Source organism: Mesorhizobium sp. M0016, assembly GCF_040324035.1.
Classification (GTDB): Bacteria; Pseudomonadota; Alphaproteobacteria; order Rhizobiales; family Rhizobiaceae; genus Mesorhizobium.
Genome location: NZ_JAMYVM010000010.1, coordinates 169,112 through 186,087, shown reverse-complemented (window position 1 = coordinate 186,087; position 16,976 = coordinate 169,112). Strand labels below are relative to the sequence as shown.

21 protein-coding genes are annotated in these 16,976 nt (G+C 62.4%); 11 read left to right on the top strand and 10 right to left on the bottom strand.

The window, feature by feature from the left end:
• Window positions 1-3: 3 nt before the first annotated feature.
• From NKJ88_RS16950 to coaD, 3 genes are all read right to left on the bottom strand, one after another.
• The gene (locus NKJ88_RS16950; RefSeq protein WP_023696509.1) at window positions 4-516 is read right to left on the bottom strand and encodes a peptidylprolyl isomerase; all 513 of its coding nucleotides are present in this window, start codon (window positions 514-516) and stop codon (window positions 4-6) included.
• A gap of 43 nt (window positions 517-559) precedes the next feature.
• Window positions 560-1,054, bottom strand: a complete 495-nt coding sequence (locus NKJ88_RS16945) for a peptidylprolyl isomerase (RefSeq protein ID WP_245260126.1) — start codon at window positions 1,052-1,054, stop codon at window positions 560-562.
• A gap of 170 nt (window positions 1,055-1,224) precedes the next feature.
• A complete protein-coding gene (gene coaD / locus NKJ88_RS16940; protein ID WP_023726681.1) occupies window positions 1,225-1,725 on the bottom strand; it encodes a pantetheine-phosphate adenylyltransferase in 501 nt (166 codons plus the stop codon).
• A gap of 194 nt (window positions 1,726-1,919) precedes the next feature.
• On the opposite strand from coaD, the gene NKJ88_RS16935 reads away from it, so the two are divergent.
• Window positions 1,920-2,066: a hypothetical protein gene (locus NKJ88_RS16935; protein WP_023670953.1), complete on the top strand. Its 147-nt coding sequence runs from the start codon at window positions 1,920-1,922 to the stop codon at window positions 2,064-2,066.
• Between the two features lie 56 nt (window positions 2,067-2,122).
• On the opposite strand, the gene gyrA is transcribed toward NKJ88_RS16935, so the two are convergent.
• Together gyrA and NKJ88_RS16925 are read right to left on the bottom strand one after the other, a co-directional pair.
• Entirely contained in the window at window positions 2,123-4,912 is a 2,790-nt protein-coding gene (gene gyrA, locus NKJ88_RS16930) for a DNA gyrase subunit A (RefSeq protein ID WP_023696506.1), read from the bottom strand.
• A gap of 223 nt (window positions 4,913-5,135) precedes the next feature.
• Entirely contained in the window at window positions 5,136-5,987 is an 852-nt protein-coding gene (locus NKJ88_RS16925; protein WP_023824850.1) for a helix-turn-helix transcriptional regulator, read from the bottom strand.
• An 87-nt stretch (window positions 5,988-6,074) separates the two neighbouring features.
• On the opposite strand from NKJ88_RS16925, the gene NKJ88_RS16920 reads away from it, so the two are divergent.
• The 3 genes from NKJ88_RS16920 to NKJ88_RS16910 all read left to right on the top strand — a co-directional run bounded on the left by NKJ88_RS16920 (window position 6,075) and on the right by NKJ88_RS16910 (window position 7,758).
• A complete protein-coding gene (locus NKJ88_RS16920; RefSeq protein ID WP_352444766.1) occupies window positions 6,075-6,611 on the top strand; it encodes a hypothetical protein in 537 nt (178 codons plus the stop codon).
• 33 nt (window positions 6,612-6,644) lie between these two features.
• Complete coding sequence (locus NKJ88_RS16915) at window positions 6,645-7,022, top strand: VOC family protein (protein WP_023824848.1); 378 nt, start codon at window positions 6,645-6,647, stop codon at window positions 7,020-7,022.
• A gap of 106 nt (window positions 7,023-7,128) precedes the next feature.
• Window positions 7,129-7,758: a MarC family protein gene (locus NKJ88_RS16910; RefSeq protein ID WP_023670949.1), complete on the top strand. Its 630-nt coding sequence runs from the start codon at window positions 7,129-7,131 to the stop codon at window positions 7,756-7,758.
• Window positions 7,759-7,803: 45 nt separating this feature from the next.
• Here NKJ88_RS16910 and NKJ88_RS16905 read toward each other — a convergent pair whose 3' ends face one another.
• The 4 genes from NKJ88_RS16905 to NKJ88_RS16890 form a co-directional block, all read right to left on the bottom strand.
• The gene (locus tag NKJ88_RS16905) at window positions 7,804-8,229 is read right to left on the bottom strand and encodes an OsmC family protein (protein ID WP_023693390.1); all 426 of its coding nucleotides are present in this window, start codon (window positions 8,227-8,229) and stop codon (window positions 7,804-7,806) included.
• Window positions 8,230-8,251: 22 nt separating this feature from the next.
• Window positions 8,252-8,650: a DUF2306 domain-containing protein gene (locus NKJ88_RS16900; RefSeq protein ID WP_023752202.1), complete on the bottom strand. Its 399-nt coding sequence runs from the start codon at window positions 8,648-8,650 to the stop codon at window positions 8,252-8,254.
• Between the two features lie 37 nt (window positions 8,651-8,687).
• Window positions 8,688-9,224, bottom strand: a complete 537-nt coding sequence (ssb, locus tag NKJ88_RS16895) for a single-stranded DNA-binding protein (RefSeq protein WP_023746156.1) — start codon at window positions 9,222-9,224, stop codon at window positions 8,688-8,690.
• Window positions 9,225-9,434: 210 nt separating this feature from the next.
• Window positions 9,435-9,836 carry a hypothetical protein gene (locus NKJ88_RS16890; RefSeq protein WP_023824847.1) on the bottom strand — a complete coding sequence of 134 codons (402 nt, stop codon included), beginning with the start codon at window positions 9,834-9,836 and terminating at the stop codon, window positions 9,435-9,437.
• Window positions 9,837-9,969: 133 nt separating this feature from the next.
• Here NKJ88_RS16890 and NKJ88_RS16885 point away from each other — a divergent pair, with 133 nt between their 5' ends.
• From NKJ88_RS16885 to NKJ88_RS16870, 4 genes are all read left to right on the top strand, one after another.
• Window positions 9,970-10,284, top strand: a complete 315-nt coding sequence (locus NKJ88_RS16885; RefSeq protein ID WP_023670944.1) for an ArsR/SmtB family transcription factor — start codon at window positions 9,970-9,972, stop codon at window positions 10,282-10,284.
• On the top strand, window positions 10,281-10,754 hold the full coding sequence (locus NKJ88_RS16880; protein ID WP_023824846.1) for an SRPBCC family protein: 474 nt from the start codon (window positions 10,281-10,283) through the stop codon (window positions 10,752-10,754). The genes NKJ88_RS16885 and NKJ88_RS16880 overlap by 4 nt, the downstream gene beginning before the upstream one ends.
• A gap of 29 nt (window positions 10,755-10,783) precedes the next feature.
• A complete protein-coding gene (locus tag NKJ88_RS16875) occupies window positions 10,784-11,392 on the top strand; it encodes an ATP-dependent Clp protease proteolytic subunit (RefSeq protein WP_023712389.1) in 609 nt (202 codons plus the stop codon).
• A gap of 85 nt (window positions 11,393-11,477) precedes the next feature.
• Complete coding sequence (locus NKJ88_RS16870) at window positions 11,478-11,759, top strand: hypothetical protein (RefSeq protein WP_031199587.1); 282 nt, start codon at window positions 11,478-11,480, stop codon at window positions 11,757-11,759.
• 456 nt (window positions 11,760-12,215) lie between these two features.
• On the opposite strand, the gene NKJ88_RS16865 is transcribed toward NKJ88_RS16870, so the two are convergent.
• The gene (locus NKJ88_RS16865) at window positions 12,216-12,554 is read right to left on the bottom strand and encodes a hypothetical protein (protein ID WP_155923317.1); all 339 of its coding nucleotides are present in this window, start codon (window positions 12,552-12,554) and stop codon (window positions 12,216-12,218) included.
• On the opposite strand from NKJ88_RS16865, the gene uvrA reads away from it, so the two are divergent.
• Genes uvrA through NKJ88_RS16850 form a run of 3 tightly spaced genes read left to right on the top strand, consistent with a single transcriptional unit; the run spans window position 12,543 to window position 16,795 of the window.
• On the top strand, window positions 12,543-15,464 hold the full coding sequence (gene uvrA / locus NKJ88_RS16860; protein ID WP_352444761.1) for an excinuclease ABC subunit UvrA: 2,922 nt from the start codon (window positions 12,543-12,545) through the stop codon (window positions 15,462-15,464). The two genes, NKJ88_RS16865 and uvrA, sit on opposite strands and share 12 nt — an antisense overlap.
• Window positions 15,465-15,498: 34 nt before the next feature.
• Complete coding sequence (locus NKJ88_RS16855) at window positions 15,499-15,963, top strand: GNAT family N-acetyltransferase (RefSeq protein WP_023706185.1); 465 nt, start codon at window positions 15,499-15,501, stop codon at window positions 15,961-15,963.
• Window positions 15,964-15,991: 28 nt separating this feature from the next.
• The gene (locus NKJ88_RS16850; RefSeq protein WP_023696502.1) at window positions 15,992-16,795 is read left to right on the top strand and encodes a DUF72 domain-containing protein; all 804 of its coding nucleotides are present in this window, start codon (window positions 15,992-15,994) and stop codon (window positions 16,793-16,795) included.
• Window positions 16,796-16,976 lie beyond the last annotated feature (181 nt).

The following is a 16,976-nucleotide window of genomic DNA, read 5'->3' as shown; positions in this document are numbered from 1 at the left end:
TCCTTACTTGACGTCGGCCGCGACCTTCAGCGACACGATCTTGTCGGGATCGACCACCGGCTCACCGCGCTTGATCTTGTCGACATTGTCCATGCCTTCGATGACCTGGCCCCAGACCGTGTACTGGCGGTTGAGGAAAGCGGCATCGTCGAAGCAGATGAAGAACTGCGAATTGGCCGAGTTCGGGTTCTGCGAACGGGCCATCGAGCAGGTGCCGCGACCATGGTTGGCGTTGGAGAACTCAGCCTTCAGGTCCGGCTTTTCCGAGCCGCCCATGCCCGCACGCGAAGGCGCGAAGGTCGGCTTCGACGAATTGCCGAACTTCACGTCGCCGGTCTGCGCCATGAAGCCTTCGATGACGCGGTGGAAGACCACGCCGTCATAGGCGCCTTCGCGGGCCAGTTCCTTGATGCGGGCGACGTGGCCGGGAGCCAAATCGGGGAACAGTTCGATGACGACCTTGCCCTTGGTCGTTTCCAGGATGAGCGCGTTCTCGCGGTCCTTGATCTCAGCCATGTCGTATATCCTTTATCTCAGAAAACAGATTGATTTGATTGGTTTACTTGTCGGCGGCGATGCGTACCTTGATCATGCGGTCGGGCTCGCTGACCGTGCCGTTGTCGGCCTCGTCGCCCTTCTTGATCTTGTCCACCAGCTCCATGCCGCTGACGACACTGCCAACGATGGTGTACTGGCCATCGAGGTTCGGCGCCGGCGCGAACATGATGAAGAACTGCGAATTGGCGGAGTTCGGGTCCTGCGAGCGGGCCATGCCGAGCGTGCCGCGCTTGAAATGTTCGCTTTGCGAGAATTCGGCCGGCAGGTCGGGCAGGTCTGAACCGCCGGTGCCGACGGCCTCGGGGCTGAACCCCTTCTTCATGTTGCCGAACTTGACGTCGCCGGTCTGCGCCATAAAGCCGTTGATGACCCGGTGGAATGCGACATCGTTATAAGCGCCTTCACGCACCAGCTTCTTGATCTGCGCGACATGCTTGGGTGCCAGGTCGGGGCGTAGCGCGATGGTGACGTCGCCGTTCTTCAAGGTGATGACCATGGTGTTTTCCGGTTCGGCGGCGAAGGCCGAAACGGATGCGGTCACGAGACCGGCAAGCACGACGAGGAACGAGGCGAGCTTTTTCAGCTGCATAAGGGATCTCCGAAGGTCTTTGTTAGGGTGCATGTCGTTGCCCCAAAAAACCGGCATCCACTTTGGGGCGACATGCACTATTTCGCGAATTTGGCGGTGAGCGCACCGGCAACGGCGGCCGGTACGAAGGGACGGATGTCTCCGCCCATCGAGGCTATCTGGCGCACAAGTGTGGCGGTAATGGTGCGTACCGATGGGCTGGCGGGCAGAAAAACCGTCTGCAGTTCCGGCGCCATGGTCTCGTTCATGCCAGCCATCTGCATCTCGTAATCGAGATCGGTGCCGTCGCGCAGGCCTCGGATCATGATCGAGGCGCCATGCTTGCGGGCCGCGTCGATGACCAGCCCGTCAAAGGCGACAACCCTAATGCGGGCTCCGTCGCGGCCGAATTCGGCGTTCGTCGCGGCCTCGATTAGCTTCACCCGTTCGTCGAAGGAAAACAGCGGCGTCTTGCCGGGATGGGTGCCGATCGCCGCATATACCGTGTCGGCGACAGCCAGCGATGCCTTCAGCACATCGAGATGGCCGTTGGTCAGCGGGTCGAAGGAGCCGGCATAAAGGGCGATGCGATCGGTCATGGGAGGTGCTTCTAGCGGGGCATTGGGCGGAAGGCAAATGCGATTGGGAACATCTGCGTGAACCTTTTCGCAGACATGAACGACAGATGAATGCCTTGATCACGAAGACTTCACGCCGCGTTCGCTAGTTTGCACTTCGGAAGATGAAACCAAAACCCGATCTAACCGTTGGATAGGCGCAGGAGAACACGCACATGCTGATCTACATGCTCGCCACCGCAATGACCGTCGCCATGCTGATCGCCACCGCATTCGGATTGCATAGCGAGGCAGAGCGCGTCCGTGTCCGCACAAAGCGGTTCGAAGGTTTCGGCGCTCGCTGGCCCCACCGTCGCCCCTGATTTATTGCTAGTTTCTTGTTTGCGCCGGCCCATCGGGCCGGCGTTGTTGCTCAAACCTATTCGGTGCTGTCCGGTACGGCATCTCCGGCGCCGGCCTCAATGACACCCTCTTCGACATCCTCGTCGGCCTGCGGCTCCGAAATCCGTTCGACCGAAACGACCTTCTCGCCTTCGGCGGTGTTGAAGATGGTCACGCCCTTGGTGGCGCGGCTGGCGAAACGGATACCGTTGACCGGCACCCGGATGACCGTGCCGCCATCCGAAACCAACATGATCTGGTCGTCATTGCCGACCGGGAAAGTCGCCACCAGCTGGCCGATCTCGGCCACCTTCGACACGTCGGTGGCTCGGATGCCTTTGCCGCCGCGTCCGGTCAGGCGGAAATCGTAGGATGACGAGCGCTTGCCGTAGCCATATTCGGTCACCGTCAGCACATACTGCTCATGCGCCTTGAGCTCTTCGTAACGGCTGTCGGAAAGCTCGGTCTCCTCGCCAATCTCCTCATTGGTGAGTGCAATCTCTTCTTCCTCGCCGGTCACCTCGGCGGCAAGCCGCCGCTCCAGTGCTGCCCGCTTGAGGTAGGCGGAGCGTTCCGCCGGTGAAGCATCGACATGCTCGATCACCGACATGGAGATGATGCGGTCGGTCTCGGCCATGCTTATGCCGCGCACGCCGACCGAATTGCGGCTCTGGAAGACGCGCACATCGCCAACGCGGAAGCGGATGCACTGGCCGGAGCTGGCGGTCAAAAGCACATCGTCATTGTCTGTGCAGGTCTCGACGCCGAGAATCTCGTCGCCCTCCTCCTCCAGCTTCATGGCGATCTTGCCATTGCGGTTGACCTGGACGAATTCGGACAGCTTGTTGCGGCGCACGGTGCCGCGCGTGGTGGCGAACATGACGTCGAGTTCGCCCCAGCTGGTCTCGTCCTCGGGCAGCGGCATGATGGTGGTGATGCGCTCGCCCTGCTCCAGCGGCAGCATGTTGATCAGCGCCTTGCCGCGCGACTGCGGATTGCCGATTGGCAGCCGCCACACCTTTTCCTTGTAGACGATGCCGCGCGAGGAGAAGAACAGCACCGGCGTATGCGTGTTGGCGACGAACAGCCGGGTGACGAAATCCTCTTCCTTGGTCGACATGCCGGAGCGGCCCTTGCCGCCGCGGCGTTGCGCCCGGTAGAGCGACAGCGGCACGCGCTTGATGTAGCCGGAATGGCTGACGGTGACGACCATGTCCTCGCGCTGGATCAGGTCCTCGTCTTCCATGTCGGCGCCGCCGTCGGTGAGCTCGGTGCGGCGCGGCGTGCCGAACTCGTCGCGCACGGCGGCAAGCTCGTCCTTGACGATCTGTTGGATGCGGGCGCGGGACGACAGAATGTCGAGGTAATCCTTGATCTCGTCGCCGATGGTGTTCAGCTCGTCGGCGATTTCGTCACGGCCGAGCGCGGTCAGGCGCTGCAGGCGCAGTTCGAGGATTGCGCGCGCCTGTTCCTCGGAGAGGTTGTAGGTGCCATCCTCATTGATGCGATGGCGCGGATCGTCGATAAGCAGAATCAATGACTCCACGTCCCCGGAGGGCCAGCGCCGCTCCATCAACTGCTCGCGCGCCGTCTGCGGATCGGGCGCGGTGCGGATCAGCTTGATCACTTCGTCGATGTTGGCGACGGCTATGGCGAGGCCGACCAGCACGTGGGCGCGGTCGCGCGCCTTGCGCAGCAGGAATTTCGTGCGCCGGCTAATCACCTCTTCGCGGAAGCTGACAAACGCCTTCAGCATGTCGGTCAGGTTCATCACTTCCGGCTTGCCGCCGTTCAGCGCCACCATATTGGCGCCGAAGGAGGTCTGCAGCGGCGTGAAGCGGTAAAGCTGGTTGAGAATGACGTCGGCGACAGCGTCGCGCTTCAGCTCGATGACGACGCGGTAGCCCTGGCGGTCGCTTTCGTCGCGAATGTCGGAAATGCCTTCGATGCGCTTGTCGCGCACCAGCTCGGCCATTTTCTCGATCATCGAGGCCTTGTTCACCTGGTACGGGACTTCCGTGATGATGATCGATTCACGGTCGTTGCCGCGCTGTTCGACATTGACCTTGCCGCGCATGACGATGGAGCCACGGCCCGTCGCATAGGCGCTGTAGATGCCGGAACGGCCGAGCACGATGCCGCCGGTCGGGAAATCGGGACCCGGAATGATCTCCATCAGCGCCGGCAAATCGATCGCCGGATTGTCGATGATGGCGATGGCGCCGTTGCAGATCTCGGCCAGATTGTGCGGCGGGATGTTGGTGGCCATGCCGACGGCGATGCCGCCGGAACCGTTGACCAGAAGATTGGGGAAGCGGGCCGGCAGCACCTTCGGTTCGGTGTCGGATGCGTCATAAGTCTCCTGGAAATCGACGGTTTCCTTGTCGATGTCCTCCAAGAGTTCATGCGCGACCTTGGTCAGCCGCGATTCGGTGTAGCGCATCGCCGCCGGCGGATCGCCGTCGATGGAGCCGAAATTACCCTGCCCGTCGATCAGCGGAACGCGCAGCGACCAGTCCTGCGCCATGCGCACCAAGGCGTCGTAGATCGAGGCGTCGCCATGCGGATGGTATTTACCCATCACGTCGGCGACCGGGCGGGCCGACTTCACATATTTGCGGTTCCAGTGGTAACCGCTCTCATGCGCCGCATAGAGAATGCGGCGGTGAACCGGCTTCAGGCCGTCGCGTACATCGGGCAGCGCACGGCTGACGATGACGCTCATGGCATAAGAGAGGTAGGAGCTCTGCATCTCCTCGATGATGGAGATGGGCTCGATGCCGGTAGGGCCGCCGTCGGCGCCGCGCGGGGGTTTTTGGTCGGTCAAATCGGATCACAATCTAATCAGGAATCACTGACCGCTTATATAGGAAGCACGGCCGAAACTCCAATATTCGTGGTGCTTTTCCAACGACAATTTTGGCGGCAATTTCAAATGGATACCTCTGATTGCGACGATTTGGCCATAACGCATTTCGCCGCCGCAAGGGCAAAAGCCTGCGATGGACCGTTTTCAAAGCAAAGAGCGTATCAGGAGGCAGGCGGACGCATCAGCGGGTAGCCACCCGCCGGGCGCGATAGTGGCCAGGCGTCTCACCCATGACGCGCCGGAAACGGCGGTTGAACGTCGACAAATCGTTGAAACCGGCCTCGAAGGCGATTGCCGAGATGGCATCGCCTGACATGCGCAGCCGCACCGCCGCGCGGTGCAGCCGGGTTCTCAGCAGAAACTGATAGGGCGTCATGCCGGCGACCTGCCGGAAGGTGCGCAGGAAATGATACGGGCTGGTCGCCGTCGCGCAGGCAAGCTCGGAAAGCGAGACCGGCCTGTCGGCATTGAGCTCGATCTGCCGCACCGCCTCGGCAACCCGTTTCTGGTCGCGGCGGCTCGGCGGTCGAACGCCAGGCACCGCATCGCTGGCCACAGGCAGTGCTGCGCCGGCAACTGCCAGTGCTGCGCCGGCAATTCGCAGGCCAAGCTCCTCAAAGGCGTCGATGTCGACCATCTCGCGCGCCGCTTCCGCCTCGGCCAGCAGCGATGCGAGCGCCGGCAAAGGCGGCATATGCGGCACGCCGAAGGCGAGCTTGCTCGCGCCGGGCACGTCGCTGGCGATGCTGTCGAGATAGGCCGGAGCGAAGTGGAAGGACAGGCAACGGTCGCCGGCGCCATGCTCATGCCCGCATTCATAGCAGGTGCCGACATTGCCGAGCAGGATCGCGCCCGGCGCCAGCATGGCGGCGCCTTGCCTCGTGCGGTAGCGGAAGGTGCCGCTGGTGACAGCGGCAACGCAGAAGGTGTCGTGCGCCTCCTCGAACGGGCGGTCGCCGGCGCCGGCCGTGCACAGCACGTCGGACACATGCCAGCCCTGCCCCGATGCCAGGTTTTGTTCGCTCGTCGTCATGGCTTGAAAGATAGCAATTTTTCCCAAGCGCGACACCCGGTCGGGGCCTATCGCTTGCAGCCTCCTGACACAACGAAGGCAGCAAGTATGATCGGTACATCCTCCTTTGCCGAAGCGCTCCACAGCGACGGCCCCAATCCCGGCCTGGCTGAAAAGCTGGATCTCTACGGCCGCTTCGTCGGCGCCTGGACATTCGATGCCACGCGCCATCTCGAGGACGGCACGGTTCTCACCGGACGCGGCGAGGTGCATTTCGGCTGGGTCCTGGAAGGCAGGGCGATCCAGGATGTATGGATCCTGCCCGCGCGCGATGCCGGCCCCTCGCCCTCGGTCGGCAGATGGACTTTCTATGGCACAACGCTGCGGGCCTATGATCCCGGCTCGGATGCCTGGCACATCTTCTGGAGCGACCCGCGAAACCAATACTACAGCCGCCAGCTTGGTCGCGCCGAAGGCGACACAATTGTGCAGGTCGGCGCCGACGGCACTGGTTCCTCGGTCCGCTGGAGCTTTTCGCGCATCACCAAAGACAGCTTCCGCTGGCTCGGCGAGCGTTCGCACGACGATGGCAAGACATGGCGTCTCGAAGTCGAGTTCCTGGCGCGCCGCGTCGCCCAGGACTGATGACGCAACATATTGCAAAAAAGGTGAAAAAACATGCTTGACCATGTCTCGATCGGTGTCCGCGACACCAACTTTTCGAACCCCTTCTACGATGCCGCGCTAAAGCCGCTCGGTTATTCCTGCCTCAGCCAGTCGCCAGGCTCACTGGGTTATGGTGCGCAAACCGTGGCGCTGTGGGTGAACGATGCGGCGCGGCCAGTGTCATCGGACGAGAAGTCCGGTCTGCATTTCTGCTTTAGCGCGCCGACGAGGCAGAGTGTCGTTGCCTTCCATGCCGCCGCCTTGCGTGCAGGCGGCAGCGACAATGGCGCGCCGGGCCTGCGCGCCGACTATGGCGAGAACTATTACGCTGCCTTCGTCGTCGATCCCGACGGCTATCGTCTGGAGGCCTATTGCAACGCTGCCGCCTAACACTGACGCCGTCTCCGGTATCGCCATGTCAGACGGTTCCCACCGGTCGGGCTTTGCTCTACCACTATGGTGGCGCAGGGGTCCGGCCCGGCGGGAGGGGTCAGCGATGCCGAGTTTCGACAGCCTGTTCAACGCCTTCGTCACCATTCTGGTGACCATCGACCCGCCAGGTCTCGCGCCGCTCTTCCTCGCGGTGACACGCGGCATGAACCGCGAGGAACGTCAGCAGGTTTCGGTGCGCGCCTCGATCATCGGCTTCCTCGTGATGGCGCTGTTTGCGGTGGCCGGGGCGTCCATCCTGTCGGTGTTCGGCATCACGCTGCCGGCTTTCCGTGTCGCCGGCGGGTTTTTGCTGTTCTTCATCGCTTTCGAAATGGTGTTCGAGCGCCGCCAAGATCGCAAGGAGAAGATCGGCGACGTCGCCATCACCAAGGACATGATCCACAACATCGCGGCCTTCCCGCTGGCGATCCCGCTGATCGCCGGCCCCGGTGCGATTTCGGCGACCGTGCTACTGTCGGGCTCGTTTCAGGGTTTTGCAGCACAAGCGGCGCTGGTCGGCATCATCTTCGTCTGCCTTGCCATCACCTATCTGGTGTTCGTGCTGTCGGAGCGCATCGACCGCATCCTCGGCCAGACCGGCCGCTCGATCCTCACCCGCCTGCTCGGCGTCATCCTGGCCGCGCTTGCGGTTCAGTTCGTCGCGGATGGGATCAAGGCGCTGATGGCGGGGTGAACGGCAGCCCCTGCTCCCTGCTCCCTGCTCCCTGCTCCCTGCTCCCTACTCCACCGCCGTATCGACGACCTCGAAATCGTGGGTGATGACAGCCGTCTTGGCCAGCATGGCCGAGGCCGAGCAGTATTTCTCGATCGACAGGTTGATGGCGCGCTGGACCTTGTCGCGCGACAGCGCGTGGCCCGTGACGATGAAATGCATGTGGATGCGGGTGAAGACTTTGGGGTCGGTTTCGGCCCGGTCGGCGTCGAGTTCGACAACACAGTCCTCGATCGCCTCGCGGCCTTTTTCGAGGATGTGGACGACATCATAGGCCGAGCAGCCGCCGGTGCCGATCAGCACCAGTTCCATCGGGCTCGGACCCGGCGTCTTGCCTTCCGGCCCGGAGGCGGTTCCCAGCACAACCTTGTGGCCGCTGCCGGACTCGCCGACGAAGGTGCGCTCCTCGACCCATTTGATCCGTGCTTTCACGGCAATCTTCCTTCAGAAAGCGTCACTGGCCGAAGACGACCGTGTGCATGATCCGCCCCGGCAGCAGCGTGAACACGCCGGCGCCGATCAGGGCGAAAACATACAGCGATATCATGACCCTGCGATGTTTGGCGACCCGATGCATATGCGCGTGCCAGACCGCCAGCGGCACGGCGATCAACACTAAAATCGACAAGAGATGGATCGGGCTGAACGGACCGACGAGGCGTATCTGCTGGATCCAGAAACTGGAGATGGCGACGACCAGCATCAGCGCCGCCCAGGTATAGCCGACGACACGATGACGCGTCGTGCCTTTCGGCAGCGCCAGTTGCGTAGCGCCAATGGCCAGCGCGGCAAGGGCCGCGAAGGCGTGCCATGGAATGGGAGGGCGCGCCGATAGAAGCGGTCCGAGCGACATCGCGCCCTCTCCTCAGATATCGCTGACTACCGTCAGCTCAGAACGGGATTTCGTCGTCCAGTTCGCGCGACGAGCCGCCGCCACCGCCGCCCTTGGAACCGCCGCCACCGCTGTTGCCGCCGCGGTTGAAGCTCTCATTGGGGCCAGACTGGCCGAAATCCGAGCCACGGCTCGCGCTGCCGCCGCCGGCGGCATAGTTGCCGACCTGACCGCCGCCCTCGCCGCGAGAATCGAGCATCTGCAGCTCGCCGCGGAATTTCTGCAACACGACTTCGGTCGTATACTTGTCGGCGCCGGTCTGATCCTGCCATTTGCGTGTCTGCAGCTGGCCTTCGACGTAAACCTTCATGCCCTTCTTCAGGTACTGCTCGGCGACCTTGGCGATCTGGTCATTGAAAATGACCACGTTGTGCCATTCGGTCTTTTCCTTGCGCTCGCCGGAGTTCTTGTCGCGCCAGCTTTCCGACGTGGCGATGCGGATGTTGACGACCGGGTCACCAGAATTCAGGCGGCGGATTTCAGGGTCCGCGCCGAGGTTACCGACCAGAATGACCTTGTTGACGCTACCCGCCATGACAATTCTCCGCGCTCATCCGAAACAAATATCAAGTCGTTCACCTTACAGGCCGCGGACAATCCTGGCTTGCCGCGGCTGGCTTTTCCCACAAGGTTTTTGTTCCCTTTTCGTTCCTATACTGTTACCCACGGATTGTCAAGGAATGGCAGCAATCGCCGACGCGGGCGCGTGGATTTAGCTGACACGCAGGGGCGAGAAGCGGTGTCGTCAGCGCCGTTTTTTAACTGGTGGCAACGGACCGAAAAAGCCGCTCCACTCCATGCCCATGCCATGGGCGCGCTGTGCGATCACGGTTGGCGCCGACATCAGCCCGACTGCAGGTTCAGATTTCAGAGCCGGGTCATTCAGCAATTTCCCGATCGCGCGCCCGTGCCACCACACCTGAGCGACGAGCGCCGCTACCACCGCGATCAGGCCCCAGGTCCCCAATCCTTCGCCGAAGATGTAAATCCCGTATGGCGGGGATAGCGCCGTACCCAGCTTGGCCAACAAGATCACGGCCACGAAACCGATGACGGCGATCGCTCCTATACCGAGTACGAGGCGGCGATAGAGCCTCAGAGCCTCGTTGAGGTTCTCGGCGGACGAAAGATCGACGTTGGAATTCATAAATACTACTCCTGCCTCGCGATGATCGGCCCATCTTGTTCCCCACGGCTTAGAGGCCCGGCAGGATCCAATCAATACGCGGCATTCAAAACACCCCTTGCCAAATCGATAAGTATCGACTTATGCTTTTGCCATGATCGAAGCAGAGATTTTTCGCGCCCTGGCCGACCCGACGCGACGCGCCGTCTACGAGCGGCTGACTTCCGGCGAGATGAGCGTGTCGGAGTTGCGCACCGGCATGAGCGTGTCGCAGCCGGCGGTGTCGCAGCACCTTGCCGTGCTGCGCGGCGCAGGCCTGGTCAGCGAAAGACGCGCCGGCCGCAACGCCTACTATCGCGCCGATCCGCAAGGGCTCGAGCCGCTGCTCGGCTGGATCGAACGCTACCGCGCATTCTGGCCGGAGCGCATCGAAAGACTGAAGGCCGTTTTGAAGGACATGGACCAATGACCGACGAAAAGCAGACGCAGACCGCCAAGGATGCCCTCGCCTTCGAATGCGATCTGCCGGACGCACCGGAAAAAGTGTGGCGGGCACTGACCGTGCCGGACCTCTTGGCGGAATGGATGATGCCGAACGACATCAATCCGGAAACCGGCAGCCGCTTTGCCTTTGCCGGGCCTGAGAAGCCGATCGAGTGCGAAGTGCTCGATGCCGAACCGGGGCGCCTGCTGCGCTATTCCTGGCGCGAGCGTTCTGAAACCGGCGATGCCAATGGGCTGGACAGTATCGTGACCTTCACGCTTGCCCGCACTGTTTCCGGTGGCACGCATTTGCGCATTGTTCATGACGGGTTTGCCGCGGCGGCAACGCCTGCGGTGGCGATGGCGGGCGCCGCCTGCCGGCTCTCGCTGCGCGCATACAAGCCCAAGCCGCCAGTCGCCGCCAACGCGCCGCGCCTGTTGCTGCGCGCTGCCTGAACCGGAAAAATCAAAACGGAGACAATGAGATGAGCGGCTTTGCCAATCTGGTGCCGATGGTGATCGAGCAATCGAGCCGCGGCGAACGCGCCTTCGACATTTTCTCGCGGCTGCTGCGCGAGCGCATCATCTTCGTCAATGGCGAGATCAATGACGGCATGTCGGCGCTGGTCTGCGCCCAGCTCCTGTCGCTGGAATCGGACAATCCCGACAAGGAGATCTCGCTCTACATCAACTCGCCGGGCGGCGTGGTGACCAGCGGTTTCGCCATCTACGACACGATGCAATATGTCAGCTGCCCGGTGTCGACCGTGTGCATGGGCTTTGCCGCGTCGATGGCCTCCTTCCTGCTGATGGCGGGAACGCCGGGGCGGCGCATCGCGCTCCCCAACGCCAGCATCGTGCTGCACCAGCCTTTGGGCGGCTTCCAGGGCCAGGCCTCCGACATCCAGCGCCATGCCGAAGGCATTTTGCGCACCAAACGGCACATGACGGAACTGTATGCGCAGCATTGCGGCCGCACCTATGAAGAGGTCGAACGCACGCTCGACCGTGATTTCTTCATGACCGCCAAGGAGGCCAAGGAGTGGGGCCTCGTCGACCATGTGTTCGACACCCGCAAAAAGGCGGCGGCCTGATCGGCGGATTGAATGCAGGCCGGTGTTCCCTCATTTCAACACCGCTGGTCTGGCCTCGCCTTGAGCGCGGCACTATAGTCTTGCCATGCGCTACCACCTGAACAGACTGACCATAGCCATTGCCATCACGGCGGCGACATCGAGCATGGCATTTGCCGGGGACAGCAGCAGCACGTCGCCGAAAGGCGCCCTGCCCGGCGTGGCCGGCGACTACCGCATCGCCAAGCCCGCGCCGCAGCCGGAGCCGGACGACGCGCTGCCTGCCGGCGAGAACGGCACGTTCAAGATCGGCGACACCGATGTCAGGATTTCCGGCAACATCACTGTCGATGTCGGCACGGGTGGGATCAAGCCGCCGCACCGGTAGCCCCTTCTCCCAGTTATTATACGGGAGAGAAACCCTGCGCCGACGACTTCCTCACAAAAGAACAGCCCCGCCGTTGCTTCCGCTAACGGTCGGGGCTTTTTTTGGATTCCAAATCCAAACTGCCGGTAGTGTTATACCGACTTTGATTTCGGATGCTACGCGGCGTTCAGCCGACGATCCGACTAGCCGTCTCTGATTTTTGTGGGATTCGGCAGGTCACGGTTTGTCGGGTGGTTTGTTGGATTGTCGCGATGCGTCCATTTGGACACATACACTTCAATGCCTCGAAACTACCTGGCACTTATGCCCGCCGCGGCTCCACTAGCAGGTGGAGCCTCAAGGGACTATCCGGTGGCGTCATGCTCCGCTCCTATGTCCGTTGCGACAGGTGTCAATCCGAAGCACAAATCGCAAAAACCTGCGGCGTCTCGCAGGCCGCTATGGGCGGCGAGGCCATCAAAGACGGCCGGCTCCGTTGACTCCGGCAGAGTGCGCCCCCGATTCGACGACGTCAACCTTGAATAGCCGGTTACGGAAAATGTGATCGCCGGGAGCTTGCGTCACGGTCAGTTTCTGAAACACCCTTGTCAGTTTCTGCACAGCTTTGTCAGGAGCGTGTTCGGCCTTTGTTCTTTCCGCTTGCCCCTTCGCGCGAAAGACGGTTAAACGGCCTTGGTCGAGAAGTGTGGCGTCTCTCGACGTGGCGGCAAAAATACCTACATAGGGAATGGCCGGGAAAACCCGCCGATCCCACTGACACCAGACCTGAGGCGGCGACCGGCGATGGCCGACCATAAATACCTTTCCATTCGCGGGGCACGCGAACACAACCTGAAGAATGTCGATCTCGACCTGCCGCGTGACAGCCTGATCGTCATGACCGGCCTGTCGGGCTCCGGCAAATCGTCGCTTGCTTTCGACACCATCTATGCCGAGGGCCAGCGCCGTTACGTCGAGAGCCTGTCGGCTTATGCGCGCCAGTTCCTCGAAATGATGCAGAAGCCGGATGTCGACCAGATCGACGGGCTGTCGCCGGCCATCTCGATCGAGCAGAAGACCACGTCGAAGAACCCACGCTCGACAGTCGGCACCGTCACCGAGATCTACGACTACATGCGCCTGCTGTTCGCGCGCGTCGGCATCCCCTATTCGCCGGCGACCGGCCTGCCGATCGAAAGCCAGACGGTCAGCCAGATGGTCGACCGGGTGCTGGCTGTCGAGGAAGGCACGCGCCTTTTCCTGCTGGCGCCGATCGTGCGCGGCCGCAAGGGCGAATATCGCAAGGAACTGCTGGAGCTGCAGAAGAAGGGCTTTCAGCGCGTCAAGGTCGACGGCGTCTTCTACGAGATCGCCGACGTGCCGGCGCTGGACAAGAAGTACAAGCACGACATCGACGTCGTCGTCGACCGCATCGTCGTGCGCGGCGACCTGGCGACACGGCTTGCCGATTCCATCGAAACGGCGCTGAAGCTCGCCGAAGGGCTGGCGGTGGCCGAGTTCGCCGACCGGCCGCTCGACGCCAGCCAGACCGGCGAGGACTCGGTCAACAAATCGAAGAACGAGACGCATGAGCGCATCCTGTTCTCGGAAAAATTCGCCTGCCCGGTTTCCGGCTTCACCATTCCGGAGATCGAGCCCAGGCTGTTCTCGTTCAACAACCCGTTCGGCGCCTGCCCGACCTGCGACGGCCTCGGCAACCAGCGCGCCATCGACGCCAGCCTGATCGTGCCGGACGAAAACGTCTCGCTGCGCGACGGCGCCGTCAGCCCGTGGGCGAAGTCGACCTCACCCTATTACGCCCAGACGCTGGAAGCGCTGGGCAAAGCCTATGGCTTCAAGCTCGGCGACAAGTTCAAAGACCTGACCGAAGAGGCCAAGGGAGCCGTCCTGCGCGGCACCGGCGAGCGCGAGGTCACCTTCCAATATGATGACGGCCTGCGCTCCTACAAGACCACCAAGACGTTCGAGGGCGTCATTCCCAATCTCGAACGGCGGTGGAAGGAAACCGAATCCGCCTGGATGCGCGAGGAGATCGAGCGCTTCATGTCGGCGACGCCCTGCCCGGTCTGCAAGGGATACCGGCTGAAGCCGGAAGCGCTGGCGGTGAAGATCGCCGGCAAGCATATCGGCGAAGTCACAGAGCTGTCGATCCGCAAGGCCGACCAGTGGATCACCGAACTGCCGCCACATCTCAACGACCAGCAGAACGAGATCGCGGTGCGCGTTCTCAAGGAAATCCGTGACCGCCTGCGCTTCCTCAACGATGTCGGCCTCGACTATCTGACGCTGTCGCGCAATTCCGGCACGCTGTCGGGCGGCGAGAGCCAGCGCATAAGGCTGGCGTCGCAGATCGGCTCCGGCCTCACCGGCGTGCTCTATGTGCTGGACGAGCCGTCGATCGGCCTGCACCAGCGCGACAATGCCCGCCTGCTCGACACGCTCAAGCATCTGCGCGACATCGGCAACACGGTGATCGTCGTCGAGCATGACGAGGACGCCATCCTGCATGCCGATTATGTCGTCGACATGGGTCCGGCCGCCGGCATTCATGGCGGCGAGATCATCGCCCAGGGCACGCCGCAGCAGGTGATGGCCAATCCCAACTCGATCACCGGTAAATATCTGTCGGGCGCGCTCGAAGTCGCCACGCCCGGTGTCAGGCGCGAGGCCAAGAAAAACCGCCGGCTGAGGATCGTCGGCGCGCGCGGCAACAATCTCAAGAACGTCACTGCCGAAATCCCGCTCGGCACTTTTACCGCCGTCACCGGCGTGTCTGGCGGCGGCAAATCGACCTTCCTGATCGAGACGCTGTTCAAGGCGGCGTCGCGCCGCATCATGGGCTCGCGCGAGCATCCGGCCGATCACGACCGCATCGAGGGCCTCGAATTCCTCGACAAGGTCATCGACATCGACCAGTCGCCGATCGGCCGCACACCGCGTTCGAACCCGGCCACCTACACCGGCGCCTTCACACCGATCCGCGACTGGTTCGCCGGTCTGCCCGAAGCCAAGGCCCGCGGCTACCAGCCGGGGCGCTTCTCCTTCAACGTCAAGGGCGGCCGCTGCGAAGCCTGCCAGGGCGACGGCGTCATCAAGATCGAGATGCACTTCCTGCCCGACGTCTACGTCACGTGCGACGTCTGCCACGGCAAGCGCTACAACCGCGAGACGCTCGACGTCCTGTTCAAGGGCAAGTCGATCGCCGACGTCCTGGACATGACGGTCGAGGAAGGCGTCGATTTCTTTGCCGCCGTGCCCGGGGTGCGCGACAAGCTGGAGACGCTGAAGCAGGTCGGCCTCGGCTACATCCATATCGGCCAGCAGGCGACGACGCTGTCGGGCGGCGAGGCGCAGCGCATCAAGCTCGCCAAGGAATTGTCGCGCAAGGCGACCGGCAAGACGCTCTACATCCTCGACGAGCCGACCACCGGCCTGCACTTCCACGACGTCGCCAAGTTGCTGGAAGTGCTTCACGAACTGGTCGACCAGGGCAACACGGTGGTGGTCATCGAGCACAATCTCGAAGTCATCAAGACCGCCGACTGGGTGCTCGACCTCGGCCCCGAAGGCGGCGATGGCGGTGGCGAACTGGTGGCACAGGGCACACCGGAAGCCATCGTGCGCGAAAAGCGCAGCTACACCGGCCAGTTCCTGAAGGAGCTTTTGGAGCGGCGGCCCGGAGGCAAGCGCGAAGCGGCGGAGTAACTGACAGACCGGTCGGGCGCCTGGAGAGCTTTGAATGACAGTCCGACAGGCGCTTGCCGGTGATCTCGACGCAGTCGTCTCGCTGACGCAGACCGCCTATGAGCACTACACGCCCCTGTTAGGCGCGCCGCCGCTCCCAGTCACCGAGGACTATGCGCCACGCATCGAGCGTGGCGAGGTCTGGCTCTTGGAGAGCGGCGCGGAACTCGCCGGGCTGATCGTTATTGAGCGCCATCCCGATCATGCGATGATCTTCAGCGTCGCGGTCTCCCCCGCTTTCCAGGGCAGGAAACTCGGCACCGCGCTGCTCGACTTCGCCCAGGAACAGGCGCGGCTATGGGGGGTGCCGGAGGTGCGGCTCTACACCAATTCGCGCATGGAGCGGAACATCGAGATCTATACGGCCTATGGCTTCCACGAAACGGGCCGCCGAGCCAATCCCCACCGTCCCGGATGGACCGTGGTCGACATGATCAAACCGGTTGGAAAAATAGCCTGACCGCATTTTTAGAACTGGGAGGAAGACGATGATCAGCCAAGGAACAATCCGCGCCGGGATGGGCGGCTGGACTTTCGAACCCTGGGATACGTCCTTCTACCCGGACAAGCTTTCCAAGGCCAAACAGCTGAGTTACGCCACCCGCCAGGTACCGAGCATCGAGGTCAACGGCACCTACTATTCCAGCTTCAAGGAGCCGACCTTCGTCAAATGGGCGGGCGAGGCGCCGGACGGTTTCGTCTATTCGCTGAAGGGCAATCGCTTCGTCACCAACCGCCGCGTGCTTGGCGAAGCCGGCGAGTCCATCACGCGCTTCCTCGGCTCCGGCATTGCCGCGCTGGGCGACAAGCTGGGCCCGATCCTGTGGCAGTTCGCGCCGACGAAAAAGTTCGACGCCGACGATTTCGAGGCCTTCCTGAAGCTGCTGCCGGAAAAGCAGGATGGCGTGGCGCTGCGCCATGCGCTGGAAGTGCGCAACGACAGTTTCAGCGTGCCGGAATTTGTGGGCCTGGCGCGCAAATACAAGGCGGCAATCGTCTATGCCGACCATGCCAAATATCCTGGTATCGCCGACATCACCGGCGATTTTATCTATGCGCGGCTGCAGACCGGCAGCGACGACAATCCGGATTGCTATACGCCGAATGGCTTGGACGAATGGGCAGCGCGGGTGAAGACCTGGGCGCAAGGCAAGCAGCCGGCCGATCTGCGGCGCGCCGATCCGACTTTCGACGCGCCGGTGAAACCGCGCGACGTGTTCGTCTACTTCATCACCGAGGGCAAGGTGCGCGCGCCGTTCGGCGCCATGGCGCTGATGAAGCGGGTGAGCTGATCGGTTAAAGCGCGTCGCGCTGAAACGGATTCATACGGCGCGATTTAAGTCTTTGTCTTGATGCATGCCGTTGTCCCAGAACCGCGGCACACTTCTGGGCGACATGCATTAGGAGCAATTCCAGGAAAAGTGCGGACCGGTTTTCCCGGAAATCCGGGTAGCGCTTTCCCTTGAAAAGGGT